Source organism: Cucumibacter marinus DSM 18995, assembly GCF_000429865.1.
Classification (GTDB): Bacteria; Pseudomonadota; Alphaproteobacteria; order Rhizobiales; family Devosiaceae; genus Cucumibacter; species Cucumibacter marinus.
The window spans coordinates 67,215-86,685 of the sequence record NZ_AUCR01000002.1; the positions used below are offsets into that span (position 1 = coordinate 67,215).

20 protein-coding genes and 1 riboswitch are annotated in these 19,471 nt (G+C 62.8%); of the genes, 13 read left to right on the forward strand and 7 right to left on the reverse strand.

The genetic code is table 11. The features are described 5' to 3' along the window. Positions 1–3 precede the first annotated feature (3 nt). Complete coding sequence (locus G489_RS0103495; RefSeq protein WP_029040350.1) at positions 4–960, reverse strand: DMT family transporter; 957 nt, start codon at positions 958–960, stop codon at positions 4–6. Positions 961–1,087: 127 nt separating this feature from the next. Between G489_RS0103495 and G489_RS0103500 the strand changes: the two genes are divergently transcribed. The 7 genes from G489_RS0103500 (at position 1,088) to G489_RS0103530 (ending at position 6,284) form a co-directional block, all read left to right on the forward strand. Then, positions 1,088–1,816, forward strand: a complete 729-nt coding sequence (locus tag G489_RS0103500; protein ID WP_029040351.1) for an outer membrane protein — start codon at positions 1,088–1,090, stop codon at positions 1,814–1,816. Between the two features lie 139 nt (positions 1,817–1,955). After that, positions 1,956–2,126, forward strand: a complete 171-nt coding sequence (locus G489_RS22645) for a hypothetical protein (RefSeq protein ID WP_169727621.1) — start codon at positions 1,956–1,958, stop codon at positions 2,124–2,126. Between the two features lie 126 nt (positions 2,127–2,252). Then, on the forward strand, positions 2,253–3,416 hold the full coding sequence (locus G489_RS0103510; protein ID WP_029040352.1) for a phosphoserine transaminase: 1,164 nt from the start codon (positions 2,253–2,255) through the stop codon (positions 3,414–3,416). Positions 3,417–3,593: 177 nt separating this feature from the next. Beyond that, the gene (gene serA, locus G489_RS0103515; RefSeq protein ID WP_035871424.1) at positions 3,594–5,183 is read left to right on the forward strand and encodes a phosphoglycerate dehydrogenase; all 1,590 of its coding nucleotides are present in this window, start codon (positions 3,594–3,596) and stop codon (positions 5,181–5,183) included. A gap of 180 nt (positions 5,184–5,363) precedes the next feature. Further along, positions 5,364–5,534, forward strand: coding sequence for a hypothetical protein (locus G489_RS22380; RefSeq protein WP_155889306.1), 171 nt, complete (start codon positions 5,364–5,366; stop codon positions 5,532–5,534). Between the two features lie 174 nt (positions 5,535–5,708). Continuing rightward, positions 5,709–5,912, forward strand: a complete 204-nt coding sequence (locus tag G489_RS0103525) for a hypothetical protein (protein ID WP_029040354.1) — start codon at positions 5,709–5,711, stop codon at positions 5,910–5,912. Positions 5,913–6,089: 177 nt separating this feature from the next. Continuing rightward, positions 6,090–6,284: a hypothetical protein gene (locus G489_RS0103530; RefSeq protein WP_029040355.1), complete on the forward strand. Its 195-nt coding sequence runs from the start codon at positions 6,090–6,092 to the stop codon at positions 6,282–6,284. Positions 6,285–6,368: 84 nt separating this feature from the next. Here G489_RS0103530 and G489_RS18935 read toward each other — a convergent pair whose 3' ends face one another. Then, a complete protein-coding gene (locus G489_RS18935; protein ID WP_051332278.1) occupies positions 6,369–7,340 on the reverse strand; it encodes a DMT family transporter in 972 nt (323 codons plus the stop codon). Positions 7,341–7,494: 154 nt separating this feature from the next. Between G489_RS18935 and G489_RS0103540 the strand changes: the two genes are divergently transcribed. Together G489_RS0103540 and G489_RS0103545 are read left to right on the forward strand one after the other, a co-directional pair. Then, on the forward strand, positions 7,495–8,784 hold the full coding sequence (locus G489_RS0103540) for an adenylosuccinate synthase (RefSeq protein WP_029040356.1): 1,290 nt from the start codon (positions 7,495–7,497) through the stop codon (positions 8,782–8,784). 44 nt (positions 8,785–8,828) lie between these two features. Next, on the forward strand, positions 8,829–11,033 hold the full coding sequence (locus G489_RS0103545; protein ID WP_035871425.1) for a hypothetical protein: 2,205 nt from the start codon (positions 8,829–8,831) through the stop codon (positions 11,031–11,033). On the opposite strand, the gene G489_RS0103550 is transcribed toward G489_RS0103545, so the two are convergent. From G489_RS0103550 to thiB, 3 genes are read right to left on the reverse strand one after another with little or no spacing between them, the layout of a single operon-like run. Continuing rightward, complete coding sequence (locus G489_RS0103550) at positions 11,030–11,710, reverse strand: thiamine ABC transporter ATP-binding protein (protein ID WP_029040358.1); 681 nt, start codon at positions 11,708–11,710, stop codon at positions 11,030–11,032. The genes G489_RS0103545 and G489_RS0103550 overlap by 4 nt on opposite strands. After that, positions 11,697–13,310, reverse strand: a complete 1,614-nt coding sequence (locus G489_RS18940) for an ABC transporter permease subunit (RefSeq protein WP_051332279.1) — start codon at positions 13,308–13,310, stop codon at positions 11,697–11,699. The genes G489_RS0103550 and G489_RS18940 overlap by 14 nt, the downstream gene beginning before the upstream one ends. Positions 13,311–13,350: 40 nt before the next feature. After that, entirely contained in the window at positions 13,351–14,382 is a 1,032-nt protein-coding gene (gene thiB / locus G489_RS0103560) for a thiamine ABC transporter substrate binding subunit (protein WP_029040359.1), read from the reverse strand. A gap of 75 nt (positions 14,383–14,457) precedes the next feature. After that, positions 14,458–14,559, reverse strand: a riboswitch (TPP riboswitch). An 87-nt stretch (positions 14,560–14,646) separates the two neighbouring features. Between thiB and G489_RS18945 the strand changes: the two genes are divergently transcribed. The 3 genes from G489_RS18945 (at position 14,647) to G489_RS0103575 (ending at position 16,686) form a co-directional block, all read left to right on the forward strand. Further along, positions 14,647–15,366 carry a thiamine diphosphokinase gene (locus G489_RS18945; RefSeq protein ID WP_051332280.1) on the forward strand — a complete coding sequence of 240 codons (720 nt, stop codon included), beginning with the start codon at positions 14,647–14,649 and terminating at the stop codon, positions 15,364–15,366. A 19-nt stretch (positions 15,367–15,385) separates the two neighbouring features. Then, positions 15,386–15,835 carry a MerR family transcriptional regulator gene (locus G489_RS0103570; protein ID WP_029040360.1) on the forward strand — a complete coding sequence of 150 codons (450 nt, stop codon included), beginning with the start codon at positions 15,386–15,388 and terminating at the stop codon, positions 15,833–15,835. A 92-nt stretch (positions 15,836–15,927) separates the two neighbouring features. After that, positions 15,928–16,686, forward strand: a complete 759-nt coding sequence (locus tag G489_RS0103575) for an SDR family NAD(P)-dependent oxidoreductase (RefSeq protein ID WP_029040361.1) — start codon at positions 15,928–15,930, stop codon at positions 16,684–16,686. A gap of 309 nt (positions 16,687–16,995) precedes the next feature. Here the strand turns inward: G489_RS0103575 and rpoH are convergent, their stop codons facing one another. Next, positions 16,996–17,880 carry an RNA polymerase sigma factor RpoH gene (gene rpoH / locus G489_RS0103580; RefSeq protein WP_029040362.1) on the reverse strand — a complete coding sequence of 295 codons (885 nt, stop codon included), beginning with the start codon at positions 17,878–17,880 and terminating at the stop codon, positions 16,996–16,998. A 207-nt stretch (positions 17,881–18,087) separates the two neighbouring features. Continuing rightward, positions 18,088–19,110, reverse strand: coding sequence for an RluA family pseudouridine synthase (locus tag G489_RS18950; protein WP_051332281.1), 1,023 nt, complete (start codon positions 19,108–19,110; stop codon positions 18,088–18,090). Position 19,111: 1 nt separating this feature from the next. Between G489_RS18950 and G489_RS0103590 the strand changes: the two genes are divergently transcribed. After that, positions 19,112–19,471 carry a DUF6476 family protein gene (locus G489_RS0103590; RefSeq protein ID WP_029040363.1) on the forward strand — a complete coding sequence of 120 codons (360 nt, stop codon included), beginning with the start codon at positions 19,112–19,114 and terminating at the stop codon, positions 19,469–19,471.

Genomic DNA, 19,471 nt, shown 5'->3' on the forward strand with positions numbered 1-19,471 from the left:
GTCTCACGCGGGAGGCGGGGGTATGATCTTCCTGCGCCGGAAAATGTTCTCTGCAATGGCAACCCCGCCCAGGATGACCAGAAAGCCCACATATTGCAGCGGATGCAGGCGCTCGCCGAGCATGATCGCCCCCAGCACGATGGCCGTGGCCGGGACCAGATAGTTGGACTGGGCGACAAAACCGGCGCTGGTACGTGCCACCAGCCAGAACAGGATGAGATAGGCGAGGAAGGTCGAGAAGGACCCCAGATAAAGCGCGCCGAACAGGGCCGGCCAGCCGATCGGTCCCGGCAGCGGCGCGATCAGTGCCGCGGCGATGGTGGTGGCGATGGTCGCGACGATGAGGATGCCAAACACCCGGGTCATGGGCGGGATCGTGCGCACCATGCGCCCCCCAATGGCATTGGCGGCATAGCCGGCGGAGCCGAGCAGCAGGGCGATAAACGGCGCCAGGCCGCCTCCCAGAGCATCGAGCGGGATTGGCTCGCGGGCGATGATGACCAGGCTGACACCGGCAAAACCCAGCAGAAAGCCGGTGAGCCTGAGGGGCGTGACCTTCTCCTCGGGCAGCAGGATGATCGAGGCCATCAGCACCAGGATGGGGTTGAAGGCCATCATCAGCCCGGCAATGCCGGAGGGGACATGCTGGGTGGCCCAGCCGATCAGAATAAACGGCGCCGCGGTACCGAGCAGGCCGACAGCGGTCAGCTGTCCCCATTCCCGGCTTCCCCTGGGCAAACGGATGCCAGCGACGAGCGCGAAGCCGATCATCAACGCTGTCGCGATACCCAGTCGGGCAGCCGCCAGCCAGTAGGGGCCGAAATCGCCAACGGCGAGTTTGATGCCGGCAAACGAGCCGCCCCAACACAGAACCAGCCCGGCAAAACCGAGCCAGTCGAGGGGACCACGATTGGCGGCGGGTGACGGCAGAGGGGATTCGGGCGCTTTGATCTTTGTCATTTTATTCAATTAATTCAATGAATTGACAGTGCATTAGGGTTAATTGTTTAGGTTAAGCGGCTTTTAACACAATCAAACGATAATTCCTGCAGGTTCAATTGCCCGATTGACCGAAAGGGACAGTAACATGCGTAAAATTCTGGCCATTGTGGCCTTGATCTTAGCGGCCGGCCTGGCCAGTGCCGCCCATGCGGCGGATATGCCCGAGCCGCCGGTCTACACCCCTCCGCCGCCCGATTATGGCTATGAGGGAAATTTCTATCTGCGGGGCTCGAAAGCGGTCAACGTGATGTGGGCCCGCTCAATCGACGACTGCTGCAGCTACGATGTCACCGAGCACGGATTTGGCTATTCGTTCGGCGCCGGCTTCGGTTATGAAACCGGTACCGGGCTGCGGTTTGACGCCACGGTCGACTATCTTACCAATTCCGGCCTGACCAGCTCCGACGGTCACGTCTTCACGCTGCGTTCGGCGCTCGTCCTGGCCAACGTCTATTATGACTTCGGTCTCGGCGGCGGTGGCGGCGGCTATGACGGCTATGGCTATTCCGAGCACTCTGCCGCTGCTGGCGGCTGGAACGGCTATATCGGTGCCGGTATCGGCAAGGCCTATCAGACGCTCGACGTCGAACATGGCGTGACCACCTTCCCCACCGGCACCCAGTGGTCCTGGGCCGCGGCCGGTATGGCGGGCGTGGCCTATGATTCAGGTAATTGGGTCACCGACCTCGGTTATCGCATGGTCTATATGCGCGGTGCCGCCTCGGGCGTGCCCGCTGACCCGAACGACCAGGTGTTCATCAACCATGCCTTCGCGCACGAACTTCGCGCGAGCCTGCGTTATCGCATCTACTGATTGTCAGGACCCTTTCCCGACAGAAAACGGCGCCTTCGGGCGCCGTTTTTCGTTGTGGGGGAAATTGTTGGTCTTTGACGTTGATCAAAACCCCCGTCGCACCGACATATTAGCAGTTGATGCAGCGCAGGAGGGTGCGATGGAAAGAAATGTGAAGGTGACCCAGAACGTATCTCTGGGTGTTCTTTGGATGATCGGGTGGCTTTTCTCGATCGGCTATCTGAAGCTCGGTTTCTGGATGGGCGTGCTGGCGATTTTCGTCTGGCCCTATTTCCTCGGCAGCCATTTCGCCGAAATCGCGCCGGGCTAACACCGGCGTTACTACCCTTTTGGCGGATGCGCCAAACTGCCGCTTGCCAAAGCGGGGCGACAGGCGTATCCCCGCCAGTGGGACACGCCTCCCCAACGAGGCGCGCCTATCTGAAAGGGTAGTCACATGACAGATCTTACGAAGCCGGACATCCGTCCGGCCAATCCCAATTTCTCTTCCGGTCCTTGCTCGAAGCGTCCTGGCTGGACGCCCGAATTCCTAACCCATGCGCTGCTTGGCCGTTCTCATCGCGCCAAGCCCGCCAAGGCCCGCATCCAATATGCCATCGATCTGACCCGCGAGCTTCTGGCGCTGCCCGAAGGCTATCGCGTGGGCATCGTGCCGGCGTCTGACACCGGCGCGGTCGAGATGGCGTTGTGGTCGATGCTCGGCGCCCGCGGCGTCGACATGTTGGCGTGGGAAAGCTTCGGTTCGGGCTGGGTGACCGATGTGGTCAAGCAGCTCAAGCTTGACGATGTGCGCACGCTTGAGGCGGGCTATGGCGAATTGCCGGACCTTGCCGCGGTCGATTGGACCCGCGACGTGGTCTTCACCTGGAACGGCACGACCTCTGGCGTGCGGGTGCCGAACGCCGACTGGATCCCCGCCGACCGCGAAGGTCTCGCCATCTGCGATGCGACCTCGGGCGTGTTCGCGCAGGACCTCGATTTCACCAAGCTCGATGTTGTGACCTTCTCCTGGCAAAAGGTGCTGGGCGGTGAAGGCGCGCATGGCGTGATCATCCTGTCGCCCCGGGCCGTGGAACGGCTCGAAAGCTATGCGCCGGACCGGCCGCTGCCGAAGATCTTCCGTCTGACCAAGGGCGGCAAGCTGATCGAGGGCATTTTCGAGGCTGCAACCATCAACACCCCGTCGATCATGGTCATCGAAGATGCGATCGACGCGATGGAGTGGGCCAAGACCATTGGCGGGCTCAAGGGTCTGCAAGCGCGGGCCAACGCGAACTTCAAGGCGCTCAACGACTGGGTCGAGAAGACCGATTGGGTCGCCAATCTGGCTGCCGATCCGGCAACGCGGTCGAACACCTCGGTGTGTCTCAAGATCGTCGACCCGGCGATTACGGCACTCGATGGCGATGCCCAGGCTGCCTTTGCCAAGGCCCTGGCCTCCCGGCTCGACAAGGAAGGCGTCGCCTACGATATCGGCGCCTATCGCGACGCGCCGGCGGGTCTCAGGATCTGGACCGGTTCGACGGTCGAGACATCCGATGTCGTCGCCTTGACCGGCTGGCTCGACTACGCCTTCGCCGCAGAGAAAGCCGCGCTCTAACCCTTTTGTCTTGTCGCGTTTCCGAACTGCAAAACGGGCGACCGCTTTTGCTGGAAACGCTCCATCTTTCATTCCAACCCCATCCTTCGACAAGCTCAGGATGAGGTTTGGTGTCAGCCCTCATCCTGAGCTCGTCGAAGGGCGAGGGCTGAGCACCGGCAAATGAGGAAAACTCCAATGCCCAAAGTTCTCGTTTCCGACAAACTCAGTGAAACCGCCGTCCAGATCTTCCGCGACCATGGGGTCGATGTGGATTTCCTGCCCGATGTGGGCAAGGACAAGGACAAGCTGCTTGAAATCATCGGCCAGTATGACGGCCTGGCGATCCGTTCCGCGACCCGGGTGACCGAGAAGGTCATCGAAGCGGCGACCAATCTCAAGGTGATCGGGCGCGCCGGCATCGGGGTCGACAATGTCGACATTCCGAAAGCCACCGCCAAGGGCATTATCGTGATGAATACCCCGTTCGGGAATTCGATCACGACCGCCGAACACGCGATCACCATGATGCTGGCGCTGGCCCGCCAGATTCCCGCGGCCGACGCCTCGACCCGCGCCTCGAAGTGGGAAAAGTCCAAGTTCATGGGTGTTGAGGTCACCAGCAAGGTGCTCGGCATTATCGGTTGCGGCAATATCGGTTCGATCGTGGCCGACCGCGCCCAGGGGCTGAAGATGAAGGTCATCGCCTTCGATCCGTTCCTGACCCCGGAACGCGCCCTCGATATCGGTGTCGAGAAAGTCGATCTCGACGAGCTGCTCAAGCGCGCCGACTTCATTTCGCTGCACACCCCGCTGACCGACGCGACCCGGAATATCATCTCGGCTGAAGCCATCGCCAAGATGAAGGACGGGGCCCGCGTCATCAACTGCGCCCGCGGCGGACTGGTCGATGAGGTTGCACTTAAAGATGCGCTCGAAAGCGGCAAGCTTGCCGGCGCGGCCATTGACGTGTTCCTCGAAGAGCCGGCCAAGGACAACCCGCTGTTCGATGCGCCGAATGTGATCTGCACTCCGCATCTTGGCGCTTCGACACAGGAAGCGCAGGAAAACGTCGCGCTGCAAGTGGCCGAGCAGATGTCGGACTATCTGATGAATGGCGGTGTCACCAACGCGCTCAACTTCCCCTCCATCACCGCGGAAGAAGCGCCCAAGCTGACCCCGTTCGTCAAGCTTGCCGAAATCCTCGGCAGCTTTGCCGGGCAGCTCACCGAGACCGCGATCTCCGAAATCCGGATCGAATATGAAGGCGCGGTGGCGGATCTCAACACCCGCCCGATTACGGCTGCGGCGGTGACAGGTCTTTTGAAGCCGCTGCTGGGCGATGTGAACATGGTCTCGGCCCCGGTGATCGCCAAGGATCGCGGCATGCATGTCGAGACCACCTCGCGTGAACAGCAGGGCGCCTATGAGAACTATGTGCGCCTGACCGTTGTCACCGAGCGCGGCGAGCGTTCGGTCGCCGGCACGGTGTTCTCTGACGGCAAGCCGCGCCTCATCCAGGTGAAGGGCATCAATATGGAAGCCGAGGTCACCCCGGACATGCTCTACATCACCAATGAGGACAAGCCGGGCTTCATCGGGCGGCTGGGCACGCTTCTGGGCGATGAGGACGTCAATATCGCGAACTTCAACCTCGGCCGTCTCGAGGCCGGCAAGGATGCGATCGCGCTTATCAATCTCGACAGCCCGCTGTCAGATTCCCAGCTCAAGTCGATCGAAGCCATTCCCGGGGTCAAGCAGGCCAAGCGGCTCACCTTCCCGGTCTAGTTCAACCTTCTCTCCCTCTCTCCCTTGATGGAGCGCGGTGACGGCCTGTCCGTCCCGCGCTCTTTTTTTGGGGGGCTGCGGTTGTCGTGGCCAGGGCATGGTTAACCAATGGTTACTTTGTGATTGCCCGCCGCCGCACGAATAGGCTAGTCAGAGTGACCTTAGAAGTTGGAGGACGCTATGAGGGCTTTGAAACTTGCAATCGTGACCGCACTCGGTCTGGGTGTCGCCGCCTGCCAGCCGGGCGACCCGTGCTATGACAATGAAGAAATCTGCGCGCTGCTCGCCGCCAAGGTGCTGATCGGTGGTGCACTGATCGTCGCCAATCATGAAGACGACAAGTATTCGTGAGCTGAAGCCGAATTCATCGCGCTTCACCAAGCCCCCGGTTTTCCGGGGGCTTTTTTATTCTCGAGGCCAGGGCTGTTGAAACGGCACAACAGGTACGAACGGAATGCCTTCGCGCCCTTGCGTGCCGGCCTGTTTTGGAGTTGGCTTGCATCCAGAACACCTCGGGAGGACGTCATGAGGGCATTGAAGCTAGCGGTGATCACCGCGATGGGTTTGGGGGTGGCAGCCTGCCAGCCCGGCGAACCCTGTTATGAAAAAGAAGAGATCTGTGCGCTGCTCGCGGCCAAGGTGATCATTGGTGGCATCCTGATTTCGTCGGCCGGCGATGAGGACGACGGTCCCTCCGAGGTCATCGTTATTGAATCGCCCGAAAACTGATTGAATCGACACTGTATCTCAGTAATTTGCCCCGACGATCTCGCCGGGGCATTTCTTTTGTGTCGCTTTAATTAATCGATCGGTTTTTCGTGTCTTGTCAGGATTTTGTTGGCGCTCTCTTGCAGCATAAGTTCAAATCCGGTAGTGGCGGACTGAGCCAATCAACTGGAGGACGCAATGAGGGCTTTGAAACTCGCCATCGTGACGGCACTTGGGCTTGGGGTGGCTGCCTGTCAGCCGGGCGATCCGTGTTACGACAATGAAGAAATCTGCGCTCTGCTGGCCGCTAAGGTCATCGTGGGCGGCATTCTGATTTCTTCGGCCAATGACGAAGAAGGGCAGGACAAGCTTCCGCCCCAGACGCAGGGGTGAGGCTGACCGGCCCCTGACATTTGCGACCCCCGGAACGATGTTCCGGGGGTTTTTGTTGCCCGGCGGCGGGCCAAAACTTGCGTATCACTCGTTCTCGGCAGGCGCGGCGGCGGGGCGGCGTGCGCCGGTCTTTCGGCTCGCAGCATACTCGGCCAGCACGATGCCAATCACGACCAGCACGAAGGCAAGGTAGTGATAGCTCTGCAGCACTTCACCGATGACAATGACCGACAAGATTGTGCCCATGACCGGAATGAGGTTAATGAACAGGCTTGCCCGGTTGGCGCCGATCCGCTCGACGCTCCAGGCGTAGCAGAGCTGTGACAGGATCGATGGGAAGATTGCGGTATAGACAACGATCATCCAGCCCTTCGGCGTGACCCGCGACAGGGAATCCGCCATCCCGGCGGTGCCGCCCCCGAAGCCGAGTTGATAGGCCAGGGCGGCGATCATGGCACCGAATGAACAAACCGCCAGAAAACTCATCCAGTGGATCGAGGGGCGGAACCTGAGCGCCAGCGAATAAAGCGTATAAACGACACAGGCGGCCAGGACCAGCGCATCGCCCTGGTTGACCGACAGGGTCAACAACCGGCCGAGGTCTCCGTGGCTGGCCACGAACAGAACGCCCAGAATGGTGATGAACACCCCGGCGATCTGCAAGAGGCGCGCGCGGACCCGGAAGACCAGGAAATTGCCCAGCATCACCATCACCGGGATCGAGGCCTGTTCGATCGAGACATTGAGGGCCGTGGTGAACAGCGGTGCCGTGTAGAGCAAGGCGTTGAAGGTGGCGAACCCGATGGCCCCGAACAGCAGCAGCATGATCAGCGTGCGCCGGATTTCGGGCCAGTCCTTGCGCAAATGCGGCCATGCCAGTGCGAATGTGACCAGCACGGCGCCGACGAAACGGGCGGAGGCCAGCATCAGGGGGTCGATCTCGCCGACGGCGAGTTTGCCCGCTACCGCATTGCCGCTCCAGAACAGTGGAGCGAGCATCAGGATGAGATAGGTGCCGGAGCTGATTTTGAGGCTGTCGGATGGGGTATGAGACATGGCATAGGCGTTTTGTCACAACAGCGCTTTTGGTGTACAGCCCTTTGGGCAAATCGGGCACAAACACCGGGTTGCAGGAATCGCACGGATAATGGCTATCCCGCTGGGATAAGAAGTTATCCGGACGGATAAATTCGGATCGCGTGAGGACTAAATGGCGAATGTGGTGGTTGTCGGCTCGCAGTGGGGCGACGAAGGCAAGGGCAAGTTCGTTGACTGGCTGTCGGAACGGGCCGATGTCGTGGTGCGCTATCAGGGCGGCCACAATGCCGGCCATACGCTCGTCATCGACGGGGTCGTCTACAAGCTCAGCCTGCTGCCCTCCGGTGTTGTTCGCGGTCAGCTGTCGGTCATTGGCAATGGCGTGGTGGTCGATCCGCATTTCCTTGTCGACGAGATCAACCGGCTGCGTGGGCAGGGGGTCACAATCACCCCGGACAATCTACGCCTTGCGGAGAATGCCCCTCTCATTCTGAGCCTGCACCGCGATCTCGACGCGTTCCGCGAGAATGCCAATTCGGGCCTCAAGATCGGTACCACCAAACGCGGCATCGGCCCGGCCTATGAAGACAAGGTCGGCCGGCGCTCGATCCGGGTGATGGATCTGGCCGAGCCCGAAACGCTGATGACCAAGATCGAACGCCTGCTGACCCACCACAATGCGCTCAGGCGCGGCATGGGACTGCCCGAGGTCGAGGCGCAGGTGATCTATGACGAGCTGATGGCGGTTGCCGACGACCTGCTGCCATTCATGGATCGGGTCTGGCATCTTCTCGATGCAAAGCGGCGCCAGGGCGCGCGAATCCTGTTCGAAGGGGCGCAGGGCGCACTGCTTGATAATGACCACGGCACCTATCCATTCGTAACCTCCTCGAATACGGTGGCCGGGCAGGCGGCGACCGGCTCCGGGCTGGGGCCAGGCTCGATCGATTATGTGCTCGGAATTACAAAGGCTTACACGACCCGGGTCGGGGAAGGGCCATTTCCGAGCGAACAGGATAACGAAACCGGTCAGTTTTTAGGCGAACGCGGCCATGAATTCGGCACAGTTACCAGTAGAAAACGACGGTGCGGGTGGTTTGATGCGGTGCTGGTTCGCCAGACTGTGAAGACCTCGGGCATTTCGGGGATCGCCTTGACGAAGATCGACGTGCTCGACGGTCTCGATGAGATCAAGGTCTGTGTCGCCTACGAACTCGATGGCGAACGGATCGACTATCTGCCTGCATCCATGGGAGCCCAGGCGAGGGTCAAACCGATCTACGAGACCCTTGAGGGGTGGAGCGAAACCAGCGCCGGGGCACGGAGCTGGGCGGATTTGCCGGCGCAGGCAGTCAAATATGTGCGCCATATTGAGGAGTTGATCGGGTGCCCTGTCGCGCTGTTGTCCACCAGCCCCGAGCGCGAAGATACCATTTTGGTACAAGACCCGTTTCAAGACTGATGAGAATTCGATAGAATTCCAACGGAACCAGTATCGAGTAGCTGATGGCGGATTACAAAGAGTTGTTGCGACGGGCCATAGCGGCCCTGCCGGAAAACAACGGGGCAGCGCGTCGAACTGTTTACGAAAAAGCCCGCGGAGCGCTGGTCGCACAGTTGCGCGCCATCGAGCCGCCTCTTCCTGCGCGCGATATCACGCAGCACCGGCTTAACCTTGAAGATTGTATTCGCCAAGTCGAGCAGGAAGCAACACAGTCGCTGCTGCGGCACCACGATAGTGACCCGGATGCAACGGAGCCGGATCTGGCCGAGGAACTGGTGCCCGAGCCGCAGCCGGTCCGCAATGTGCTGCATACGCGGCCCTCGGAAGTGGCCGAAGAGGCAGAAACCGGCGGCCACCCGGCATCCAACGGGCATGACCAGCATTCCGAACTGAAGTCTCAGCCGCCTGCGCCAAAGCCGGCGCCCAAACCGGCTCCGCAGCCTGCGCCGAAATCCGCGCCAAAGCCTCAGGCTGCGCCGCGCCCGGCACCCACGCCGGCGCCGGCCAAGGTTGCGACGGCCAATGCCCCGCGCCCCGCGCCCCAGCCCGCCCCGCAGTCAGGGGCGGCGACCGCCTCTGCGGTCCGGCTGGCGGAAGTGCCGGTTGTCGATTCCATCGAAGCGGTGATCGCCCAGTCCGAGATCGAGGATGAACCCCGTGCACGGGCCAAGCCGGCGCCGCGTCCGGCAGGGAATGACGAGGAGCCGCCCTCCGAACTGACTGCTGCGATCAGCGCCGCCATGTCGAGTGTGCGTGAAGTGGAGGTCGAGGATTCGCCGGTCGAGCGCGCCGAAACGCTTGATGACGACGACAATCCACAAGCTGCAATCGACCGGGCCATCGCAGCGCTTGACCGCGAGGCCAATTCGCCGACGCCGGACGAGCTCGAAGAAGAGGACGAGCCGGTTTACGACTATGAACCGGAGCCCGAGCCGGAGCCCGAGCCTGTGCGCCGGCCGGCTGCCGCACCGCAGCAGCAAGCCCAGCACACGCACCGGGTCGAAGAGCCTGAACCGCCGCGGCTCAATGAGCCGGTGGCCAGCGATCCGGGGCCGTCTGTTGAAGATTCCATATTTGCCGCCTTCCAGGAGGCACCTGAACCCCGGCGCGCGCCCGTCCAACGCGACGACGACCGGTTCGAAGCCTCGGTTGGTGCAGAATTCGCGGCTCAGGCCGATACCCAGGAAGGGGGCGGCCGCAACGGGCTGACGATCTTCCTTGTGGTCGTGGTCCTGTTGCTGGTTGGTGCTGGTGGCGCGGGCTTCTGGGCCTGGCGCGAAGGCATGGTCGATATTTCAGGGCTGATGGCCCAGGTGGCGGGTGGCGACGACTCCGGCGTCACCACGACCAGCGAACCCGAACCCGAGCCGACGACCCAGCAGGCCGAGACGCCGGTTCCCGCGAACACCCAGCCCTCGGGTAATACCAACCAGCAGGGCACCACCCAGGATGTCGCCGACCAGACCGCCGGTCCCAATACCGGTAGTGGCAAGACTGACGAGCGCCTGCCGGCTCAGGAGAGCGGCGTGCGGGTGATCGGGGAGTCAGCGCCGCAGGTGACCGACCCGGCCGAGGGCAATACCCAGGTGGGCCAGAACCCTGGCGAAGATACCGAAGTGGCCGATCTCGGCGACAGCGCCGATACGGCAGGCTTGCCGGACCCGGCGCTCTCAGTCGGCAGCCAGTCGATCCTGCTCGAAGAGCAAGGTGGCAGCGCCGGGCGTTCGACGCCATTCTCGGGCACGGTTGAATGGACGCGCGATGTCGATGAACTCGGCGAGCCAGTCATTCGCGGGGTTGCCAGCATTCCGGCGCGGAACCTGACCGTCGACCTCCTGATCCGCAAGAACTCCGATGATGCGCTGCCCGCCAGCCATCTCATGGAGATCAACTTCAATGTGCAGGAGAGCTTTGTGGGTGGCGGCATCGCCAGCCTGCCGGGCGTGCTGCTCAAGGATCAGGAACTGGCGCAGGGCAAGCCCCTTGTGGGCGCCTCGGCGCGGGTGTTCGACAATTCCTTCCTGTTCGCGCTCAGCGCCGACCAGGCCGACGAAACGCGCAATCTCGAATTGCTGTCCGGCCAGGAATGGGTCGATCTGCCGCTTGTCTACTCAACCGGCCGGCGCGCCATCATCACGCTCGAAAAAGGCGAAGAAGGTCAGTCGGTCTTTGATGGTGTGATGACGGCCTGGGGGAACGGCGGCTAGGCCGGCTTTCGCGACACCCCATCACTTTCAGCTTCGATAGCGGCCGGCACCAGCCGGCCGTTTTCCATTTCAAGGGTGCTGTCGGCGAGGGCGGCGATATCGTCCGTGTCGTGGGAGACAAGAATGGTGTGCCAGCCTCGTGTGCTCACCTTGTCACGAATGAGTGCGCGCATGTCCGCCGCGGTCTCCGGATCGAGCCCGGTGAGGGGTTCGTCAAGCAACAGGATCGGCTTGTCGCGGATGAGGGTGCGGGCCAGTGCTACGCGCTGCTGTTGACCGCCGGAGAGGCGCGAAGCGCGTCGATCCGCCAGGCCGCCGAGCCCGACCTCTTCGAGCGCCGCCTCGATACGCGCCCGGCCCTCGGGGCCGCGCAGTTCACCGGCAGGCAGGCCGAGGGCAATGTTGCGCGCGGCACTCAGATGATCGAACAGATTGCCGGACTGGAACAGGATCGACACCGGGCGGGCCTCGGGTGCGCGCGGCAGCAGATCTGCGCCGTCGAGGGTCAGGTTGCCCGATTTCGGCGTCCTGAAACCGGCGATCAGATCGAGCAGGGTCGATTTGCCAGAACCCGACCGGCCGATGATGCCGAGGATCTCGCCCGGCCCCACCGAGAGGTCGAAGGTGAAGGCAGGACCGCCGGGATAGGCAAATTCAAGGGCATCAAGCGCGAGCATGGGAGCGTCCTGCGATCAGGCGGGGAAGAACAAGGAAGACGAAGAGGGTCAACACCAGAAGCGCCATGGCGATGACCGCGGCGAGATCTGTGCGATAGGACCCCATGGCGCGGTACATCAGCCAGGGCAGGGTGGCGAAATCGGAGGTGCCGAACAAGGCGATCACGCCGAGGTCGCCGAGGGAGAAACAAAATGCAATGGCCGCGGCATAGCCGAGATCGGGGCGGATATAGGGCCATTCGACCGCGCGGAAGCGGCGCCAGCCGCTCAGACCGAGGCTCACCTGCAGCCGGGCGGTGCGGCGGGTGAGTTTTTCGAGCGCCGGGGCGATGGCCGAGGCGGAGAGCGGCAGGGCCAGAAGCGCATTGGCGAGAATGAGGACCGGCACCGCGAGTGTCTGCGGCGGGAAGCCGGCCAGGCGGGCAATCAGGAAGAAGCCAAGCGAGAGCACGACCGCGGGCATGGCGAGATAGGCGAAGCCCGGCAGGTTGATGAACAGTTTCATCAAGGAGCGGGTCTTGCCGGTGATGGTCTCGACAAGCGCAACATTGGCGCGAGCCAGGCCGAGGCACAGCGCCAGGGCGAGGCACAACACCGTGCTCAGCGTTGCGATGGCGAGGCTGGTCACCAGCGCGGTGATGAAGGCGGGGCTGACAAGGGCGGGCAATGTCTCCGGTCCGATGCCGCGCCACATGATGGCAAGCAGCGGCAGACCGAAACCGAGCCCGGCAAGGACGAGCACACTGCGCTGTAGCCAGCGCAGCGCGGCAGGATCGCGCCAGCGCCGAGGGGCGTCGCCCACCCCGATCATGGCACTGCCAACGGGAAAGGCATTCACGGGCACGATGACGATAAGACAGACGACGAGTTGGATGAGCGCCAGCCGGGCCGCGAGGGCGAGATCGAACTCGATCTTGGCGGCTTCATAGATCGCCACTTCGAACGTGGCGTTGGCCGGTCCGCCGCCCAGCACCAGCACGATGGCGAAGGATGTGAAACAGACCAGGAAGATGATGGCGGTCAGCCCGGGCAGGGCCGGCAGCATGGCCGGAAGGTCGAGGGTGACGAAGCGGCGCCAGGGGCTCAAACCCAGCGACTGGCCGAGCCGGAGTTGCGGGGACGGCAAGGCGTCGAGCCGGTTGGAGAAAATACGGGCGGCAAAGGATCCGTTGAGTACGACGTGGGCCACGAGGATGCCGTGCAGCCCGAATATGGTGCCGGGAAGGCCGAGCCCCATCGGGTCCAGCGCATGATTAACCCAGCCATTGCGGCCCCAGATGGCGATGACGCCGAACGCGATCACCAGGGCCGGGAGCACAAGGCCGGTCGAAAGGAAGGCGAGGAATAGCCGCCGGCCCGGAAAGGCGAGCCGGTTGAGCGCCCAGGCGATGGCCATGCCGACCGCAAGCGAGAAGACGACAGAGAGACCAGCCTGAACGAGGTTGCCGGCCAGGAGCCGCCATATGCCCGCATCCGCACTTGCCGTGATGGCGAAGCGCTCTGCCGCGGCGTAAAGGCTCCCCAGCACCGCCGCGATCAGGATGGCGATCGCGGCGGCGAGGGCTAGGCCGGCAGAGATGCGCAGGAATGCGCGGGTCATCTGGAACCTCTTGTCCGGGTGGTCCGGTGCTTATGGCTGATCAGCGAATACTGGCGAGGAATTCGTCAATATAGGCGTCGGCCTGTGCGTCGACCACATCGTCGGGCAGCATCAGCGCGTCCTCCGCAGGCAGCGGCTTAGGGAAGCCCTCGGGCAGGCCGCCGGCCGGCGTGGTCACCGGGAACATCCAGTTGGTGGTCGGTATTGCGGCCTGGCCTTCGGGCGATGTCAGATAGGCCATGAACTCGCGCGCCAGGTCCTTGTTGGGGGAGGAATTGAGAATGCCGGCCAGCTCGAGCTGGACATAATGGCCTTCCTCGAAGGTCGCGGCTTTGAAGCGGTCGTCCTGTTCGGCAATCAGGTGATAGGCCGGGGAGGTCGTGTAGGAGAGGACCATATCCGCCTCGCCGTCGAGGAACAGGGAATAGGATTCCGACCAGTCCTTGGTGACGGTGACGATATGCGGGCCGATTTCGTTCCAGGCTTGATTGGCTTCATCGCCATAGGCGGCCTTCACCCAAAGCACCAGACCAAGGCCGGGGGTTGAAGAGCGCGGATCCTGGATCACGATCTTGAGGTCAGGATCATCCTTGGCCAGTTCCTCGAAAGAGCCCGGCGGGTTCGGCATTTCTTCCGCGTTGTAGACAAAGGCGAAATAGCCATAGTCGAAGGGCACGAAATCCGGGCTCTGATAGTCGATCGGCAGGTCGAGGCTTGTCAGGTCAAGCCCGTGTGGCGCGAACAGGCCGGTTTTGAGGGCTTCGCCGGCGATCGAGGTGTCGAGGCCGAGCACGATATCGGCGGGGGTCGCTTCGCCTTCGAGTTGCACCTTGCGCAGCGCCCCGATCGAGGAATCGGCGCCGACGAAGCTGATGGTGCATTCGCAGGTCTTCTCGAAGCCTTGCTTGAGCGGCGCAGCAGGCCCCCAGTCGGCGGCAAAGGCGTCATAGGTATAGACGGTGAGGACCGGCTGATCCTGTGCGAGGGCCGGCTGGGCCATGATGGCGCCAGTGAGGATCGCGGGCAGGAGGGCAAGGTGTCTGGCGGGGAAACGCCGGTTCGTCTTGGTCATAATCACCCCTTGGTGTTGGCGATCATGAAAGCGGGACTTGTCCGGAGAATGTGCTAAAGGGCGTCACTGCCCTTCGGCTTGTCATCTCGGACTCCCTCCGCCAGCATGATCTGGTTCAGGTTCGATGGGTAAAGTCTCAGCCCCGGACTTGCGTTCGGAACACCCCAGCGAGATGCGGCCAGCATAGGCATTTGAAAGCGACTTGCAAGGGCATGTGTGGGAACGAACGGGAACAGGAGGAACCGCAGAGAATGGACGGGCCAGGTGAGAGCTGATTTCCCCCAAGGCTATCCGCTGACGGTGCTCGACCGACCGGCAATCGTTGTCGGCGGGGCGGCCTTCGACAAGAGGCTGCTCGACCGCCTGATGGCGCGCGGCTATCCGGTGATTGCCGCGGACGGTGCGGCGGATGCGCTTCTGGCGCAGGGCGTTTCGCCCGACTTTGTGGTCGGCGACATGGATTCGATCGCCGATCTTTCGGTGTTCGAAAAGCGCTCCCGGGTCATCGCGATCGAGGAGCAGGTGACAACCGATTTCGAGAAATGTCTCTATGCGGTGGCGGCGCCTGCTTATTTCGGGCTCGGGCTCACGGGACGGCGGTTCGATCACACGCTGACTGCGTTACATGTGGCGGTGCGGGTGGCCCACAGGGCGCCGCTGGTGATCTTTGACGAGACCGACCTGATGCTGGCGATCACCGGTTCTGTGGAACTGAATCTGGAGCGACGGCAGCGGGTGTCGATCTTTCCGCTTTCCCCGATCCGGTTCGAACGGTCCGAAGGGCTCACCTATCCGCTCGATGGCCTGACCCTTGCGCAAGGCGTGCGGGTGGGCACCTCGAATGAAGGCGGTCCGGGGCGCGTGCGCATCGAACCGGCGGAAGGCGAAGTGGCACCCTATCTCGTGATCCTGCCGATCGAGGATCTCGGGCCGGTTCTGGCGTTGCTTGATGGCGCGCCTGCGCCTGCCCATATCGAGGCCTGACGGAAAAGGAGGCCGGAGCATGAAAATCGGTGAAGCGGCGACGGCGTCGGGGCTGACCACCAAGACCATCCGCTATTATGAGGATGAAGGGTTGCTGCCGCGGCCGGACCGCCGGGAATCGGGTTACCGCGACTATGGCGATGCTGATGTCGAGCGCATGGTCTTCCTGCGCCGTGCGCGGGATTTCGGCTTTTCCCTCAAGGAGATGCGGGAGCTCTTGGGCATGCTCGAAGACCATCACCGGCGCGCCGGCGATGTGCGGGCGCTGACTGTCTCCCATATCGAGCGGCTGGACCGGCAATTGGCGGAAATGCGCTCCTTGCGCGCGCAACTTGCCGAGCTGACCGAGGCCTGCGCAGGGGGCGACAGCCATCACTGCGCCATTCTCGAAGTGCTGGCGGGCGGCAGGGTGGCACAGCAGCCTGCGGACAGCGCGGAACGCGCCGAAACCGAACACACGCCGGAGTAACCGCAAGCAGTCGCCCTTCACCTCGCCTTGGCCACTGCCCCATGCTAGAAGCGCGGCACAGGGCGCCGACAGATCCAAATTGAGGGGAAGACATGCTGTTGAAGGACAAGCATTGCGTCATCACCGGTGGCGCGGGCAGCATCGGGCTGGCCACGGCGCGAACATTTCTTGAAGAAGGCGCGAAGCTCACACTGATCGATCTTCGCCAGGCCGATCTCGACAAGGCGGTCGATGCGCTGGGAAACAGCGATCGCGTGCTGACTGTCGCTGCCGATGTGGGCGACGAGGCCGCGACCAAGGCCTATGTCGAGGCGGCGGTCGCGCGGTTCGGGCAGATTGATGTGCTGTTCTCCAATGCCGGTAATTTCGGCACCGTCGCCCCCATCGAGGATTATCCGACCGAGACTTTCGATAGCGTCCTGCGTGTGCATGTGCGCGGGGCGTTCCTTGCAGCCAAGAATGTGGTGCCGCATATGCCGGATGGCGGGTCGATCGTGATCACCTCTTCGGTGGCCGGCACGCGCGGCGACCCCGGTGTTTATGGCTACATCACCGCCAAGCACGCCCAGGTGGGGCTGATGCGGGTGCTCTCAAAGGAGCTGGCGGCACGGCGGATCCGGGTCAATTCGGTGCATCCGGGGCCGATCTCGAACGATTTCCAGCAGAATGTCGAAGACGACCTCTCCGGCGTCATCGGGCGCGATGCGACCGAGTTCTTCGACCAGCAGATCCCGCTCGGCCGCCATGGAACGGCAGATGAAGTGGCGCAGGCCGTGTTGTACCTTGCCTCCGACAAGGCGAGCTTCACTACGGGCGCGATGCTGATGGTCGATGGCGGAATGAGCGTCTAGGGGCGCGGGGCGGGCTGTTGGAGCTTTTGCCTTCCCACTGCCGAGCTCGGAATCAGGGGGGCGTACTGCGGCCGCCCCGATATCCGCGTCACCCTCGGGCTTGACCCGAGGGTCCATGAGGCGTTGCACCGGACGCCGCGTTCATTGGCGGGCCGTGACGTTTTCCCGCGTGTCTTCTCACCATGGATGCTCGGGTCGAGCCCGAGCATGACGAAAGAGAGTGTGGCGAGTTCGCACCCAAGATCTTCGACCTCACCCTTCGACACACTCAGAGTGAGGCCAACAGGGTGAAGCCCGAGGGAAGGGCGCCTAGGCCGGTTCGTGCTGGGCTTCGGCGGCAGCCTTCTTGACCGCTTCCTGCACCTTTTCGAAGGCACGGACCTCGATCTGGCGGATGCGTTCGCGAGAGACGTTGAATTCCTGGGCCAGTTCCTCGAGGGTGACCGGGTTTTCTTCAAGCCGGCGAGCGGTGAAGATGCGCTTCTCACGGTCGTTCAGGATGTCCATGGCGTCGGTCAGAAGGCCCATGCGCTCGTCATATTCCTGGCTGTCGCCGAGCCTGGATTCCTGGTCCGGTTCGTCATCGACCAACCAGTCCTGCCACTGGCTGGCGCCATCGTCGGCGCGCATCGGCGTGTTCAGCGACGCGTCGCCGGTGAGGCGCTGGTTCATCGACACCACGTCGGCCTCGGAGACATCGAGAGTGGTGGCGATCTGCTTGATCTGGTCGGGGTGCAGCGCCCCATCGTCGAGCGCGGCGATTTGGCCCTTGATCTTGCGCAGGTTGAAGAACAGGCGCTTCTGGGCGGCGGTTGTGCCGATCTTGACGAGCGACCAGGAGCGCAGAACATATTCCTGGATCGCGGCGCGAATCCACCACATCGCATAGGTCGCGAGGCGGAAACCCTTGTCGGGCTCGAAGCGTTTGACGGCCTGCATCAGGCCGACATTGCCCTCGGAGATCACCTCCGAAATCGGAAGGCCATAGCCGCGATAGCCCATGGCGATCTTGGCCACGAGCCGGAGATGGGACGTGATCAGTCTTTGCGCCGCATCAGGGTCCTCATGCTCCTTGTAGCGCTTGGCGAGCATGAATTCCTCATCGGCGTCGAGCATCGGAAACTTGCGGATTTCCTGCAGATAGCGGGACAGCCCGCTTTCTGCGCTCAGAACCGGCAAATTCGTCTGGGCCATTACGCACCCTTTCCCTCTGTCGGGCTCCGGGTTGCCCCCGGCAGCCTGAATCTCCGGCGCCCATAGCGGCGCGCCAGCCTTAACCTCGGCGCTAATATAGGTGCAAATTTGGCATTTTCACCCTGCCGGCGGAATTTTGCCCGTTGGCGCGCAAGGTTAGGTGATTTTCCCGCATCAGCGGGCGGTTTGGCAAGTCCTGTTCGCCGATCACCCGGTTTCGACAAGCGCTTCGACGAGTGCAGCCATCTCGGCGGGTAAATCGGTCTCGAATCGCATGACTTCCCCCGTGACAGGATGCTCGAAGGCAAGGGTTTTCGCGTGCAGGGCCTGGCGGCCAAGGGCGGCAAGGGCGGCTTGCGCCTCTTCGCTCAGCCGGTTCGACTTGGTGGCAAAGCCGGCGCCATAAAGCGTATCGCCAAGGAGAGGATGCCCGATATGGGCGAGATGCACGCGGATCTGGTGCGTGCGTCCGGTCTCGAGCCGGCATTCGATCAGGCTGGTTTCCGCTGGCGGCTGGCCGAAGCGGTCGGCCAGGCGGTAATGGGTAATGGCCTGACGGCCATTGTCATCCTTGAGCACCGCCTGTTTGAGCCGGTTGTGCGGCGCGCGGCCGATCCGGGTGTCGATGGTGCCGGCGGCGGGATTGGGTACCCCCCAGACGATGGCCGCATAGACGCGCTCGAGCGCGCCGGTGCGCCCGTGATCGGCGAACTGGGCGGCGAGGTGATTATGGGCGGTCTCGGTCTTGGCGACGACCATGACGCCGGACGTGTCCTTGTCGAGCCGGTGCACGATGCCCGGGCGGCGCACCCCGCCAATGCCAGAAAGGCTTTCGCCGCAATGGTGGATCAGCGCGTTCACAAGGGTGCCGGTTTCGCTGCCAGGCGCTGGATGCACCACCAGCCCGGCGGGTTTATCGATGACGATCAGGGCGTCGTCCTCGAACAGGATATCAAGCGGTATGGCTTCAGGCTGCGGGGTTGGATCGGCAGGCGGGGGCGCTTTCAAAACAAGGGTTTCGCCAGGTTTGACGCGGTGTTTGGGCTCGCTTATGGTCGCGCCGCCCAAGGTGACCGCGCCAGCGCGGATAAGGTCCTGGCAGCGGTTGCGGCTCATGTCGGGCATCAGCGCAGCGAGAACCACGTCCAGCCGTTTGCCGGCAACATCTTCGGTAATCGTGAACTCGTGCAGCAGGTCCGTGCCGGACTGATGCGTATCAAGGCCCGCCATTATGAGCGATCATCCTTCCCAAGCTTCTCCCGATACGCCCGAAGGCGCCGATGCCAATCCGGAGGCGGCTGCCGTCATCAAGCGGGCACGCCGGTCGTTCCTCGTCAGCATCGCGGTTCTGGTGTTCGGTCTTATGGCGGTCGCGGTCGCGCTTGTCTATCGGCTGAACCGGGAAGAGCCCGGCGCGGGCCCTTATGCGATCACCGAGATCGCGCTGCCGGCGGACGCAGAACTGGTTTCCGCCTCTGCGGGCGATGGCCAAGTGACGCTGACCTACCACGAGGGAGATGCGACGCGCATCCGCGTTGTCGATGGGCGCGACGGCACGGTAATCGCCGATATCGCGGTTATCGGGGAATAG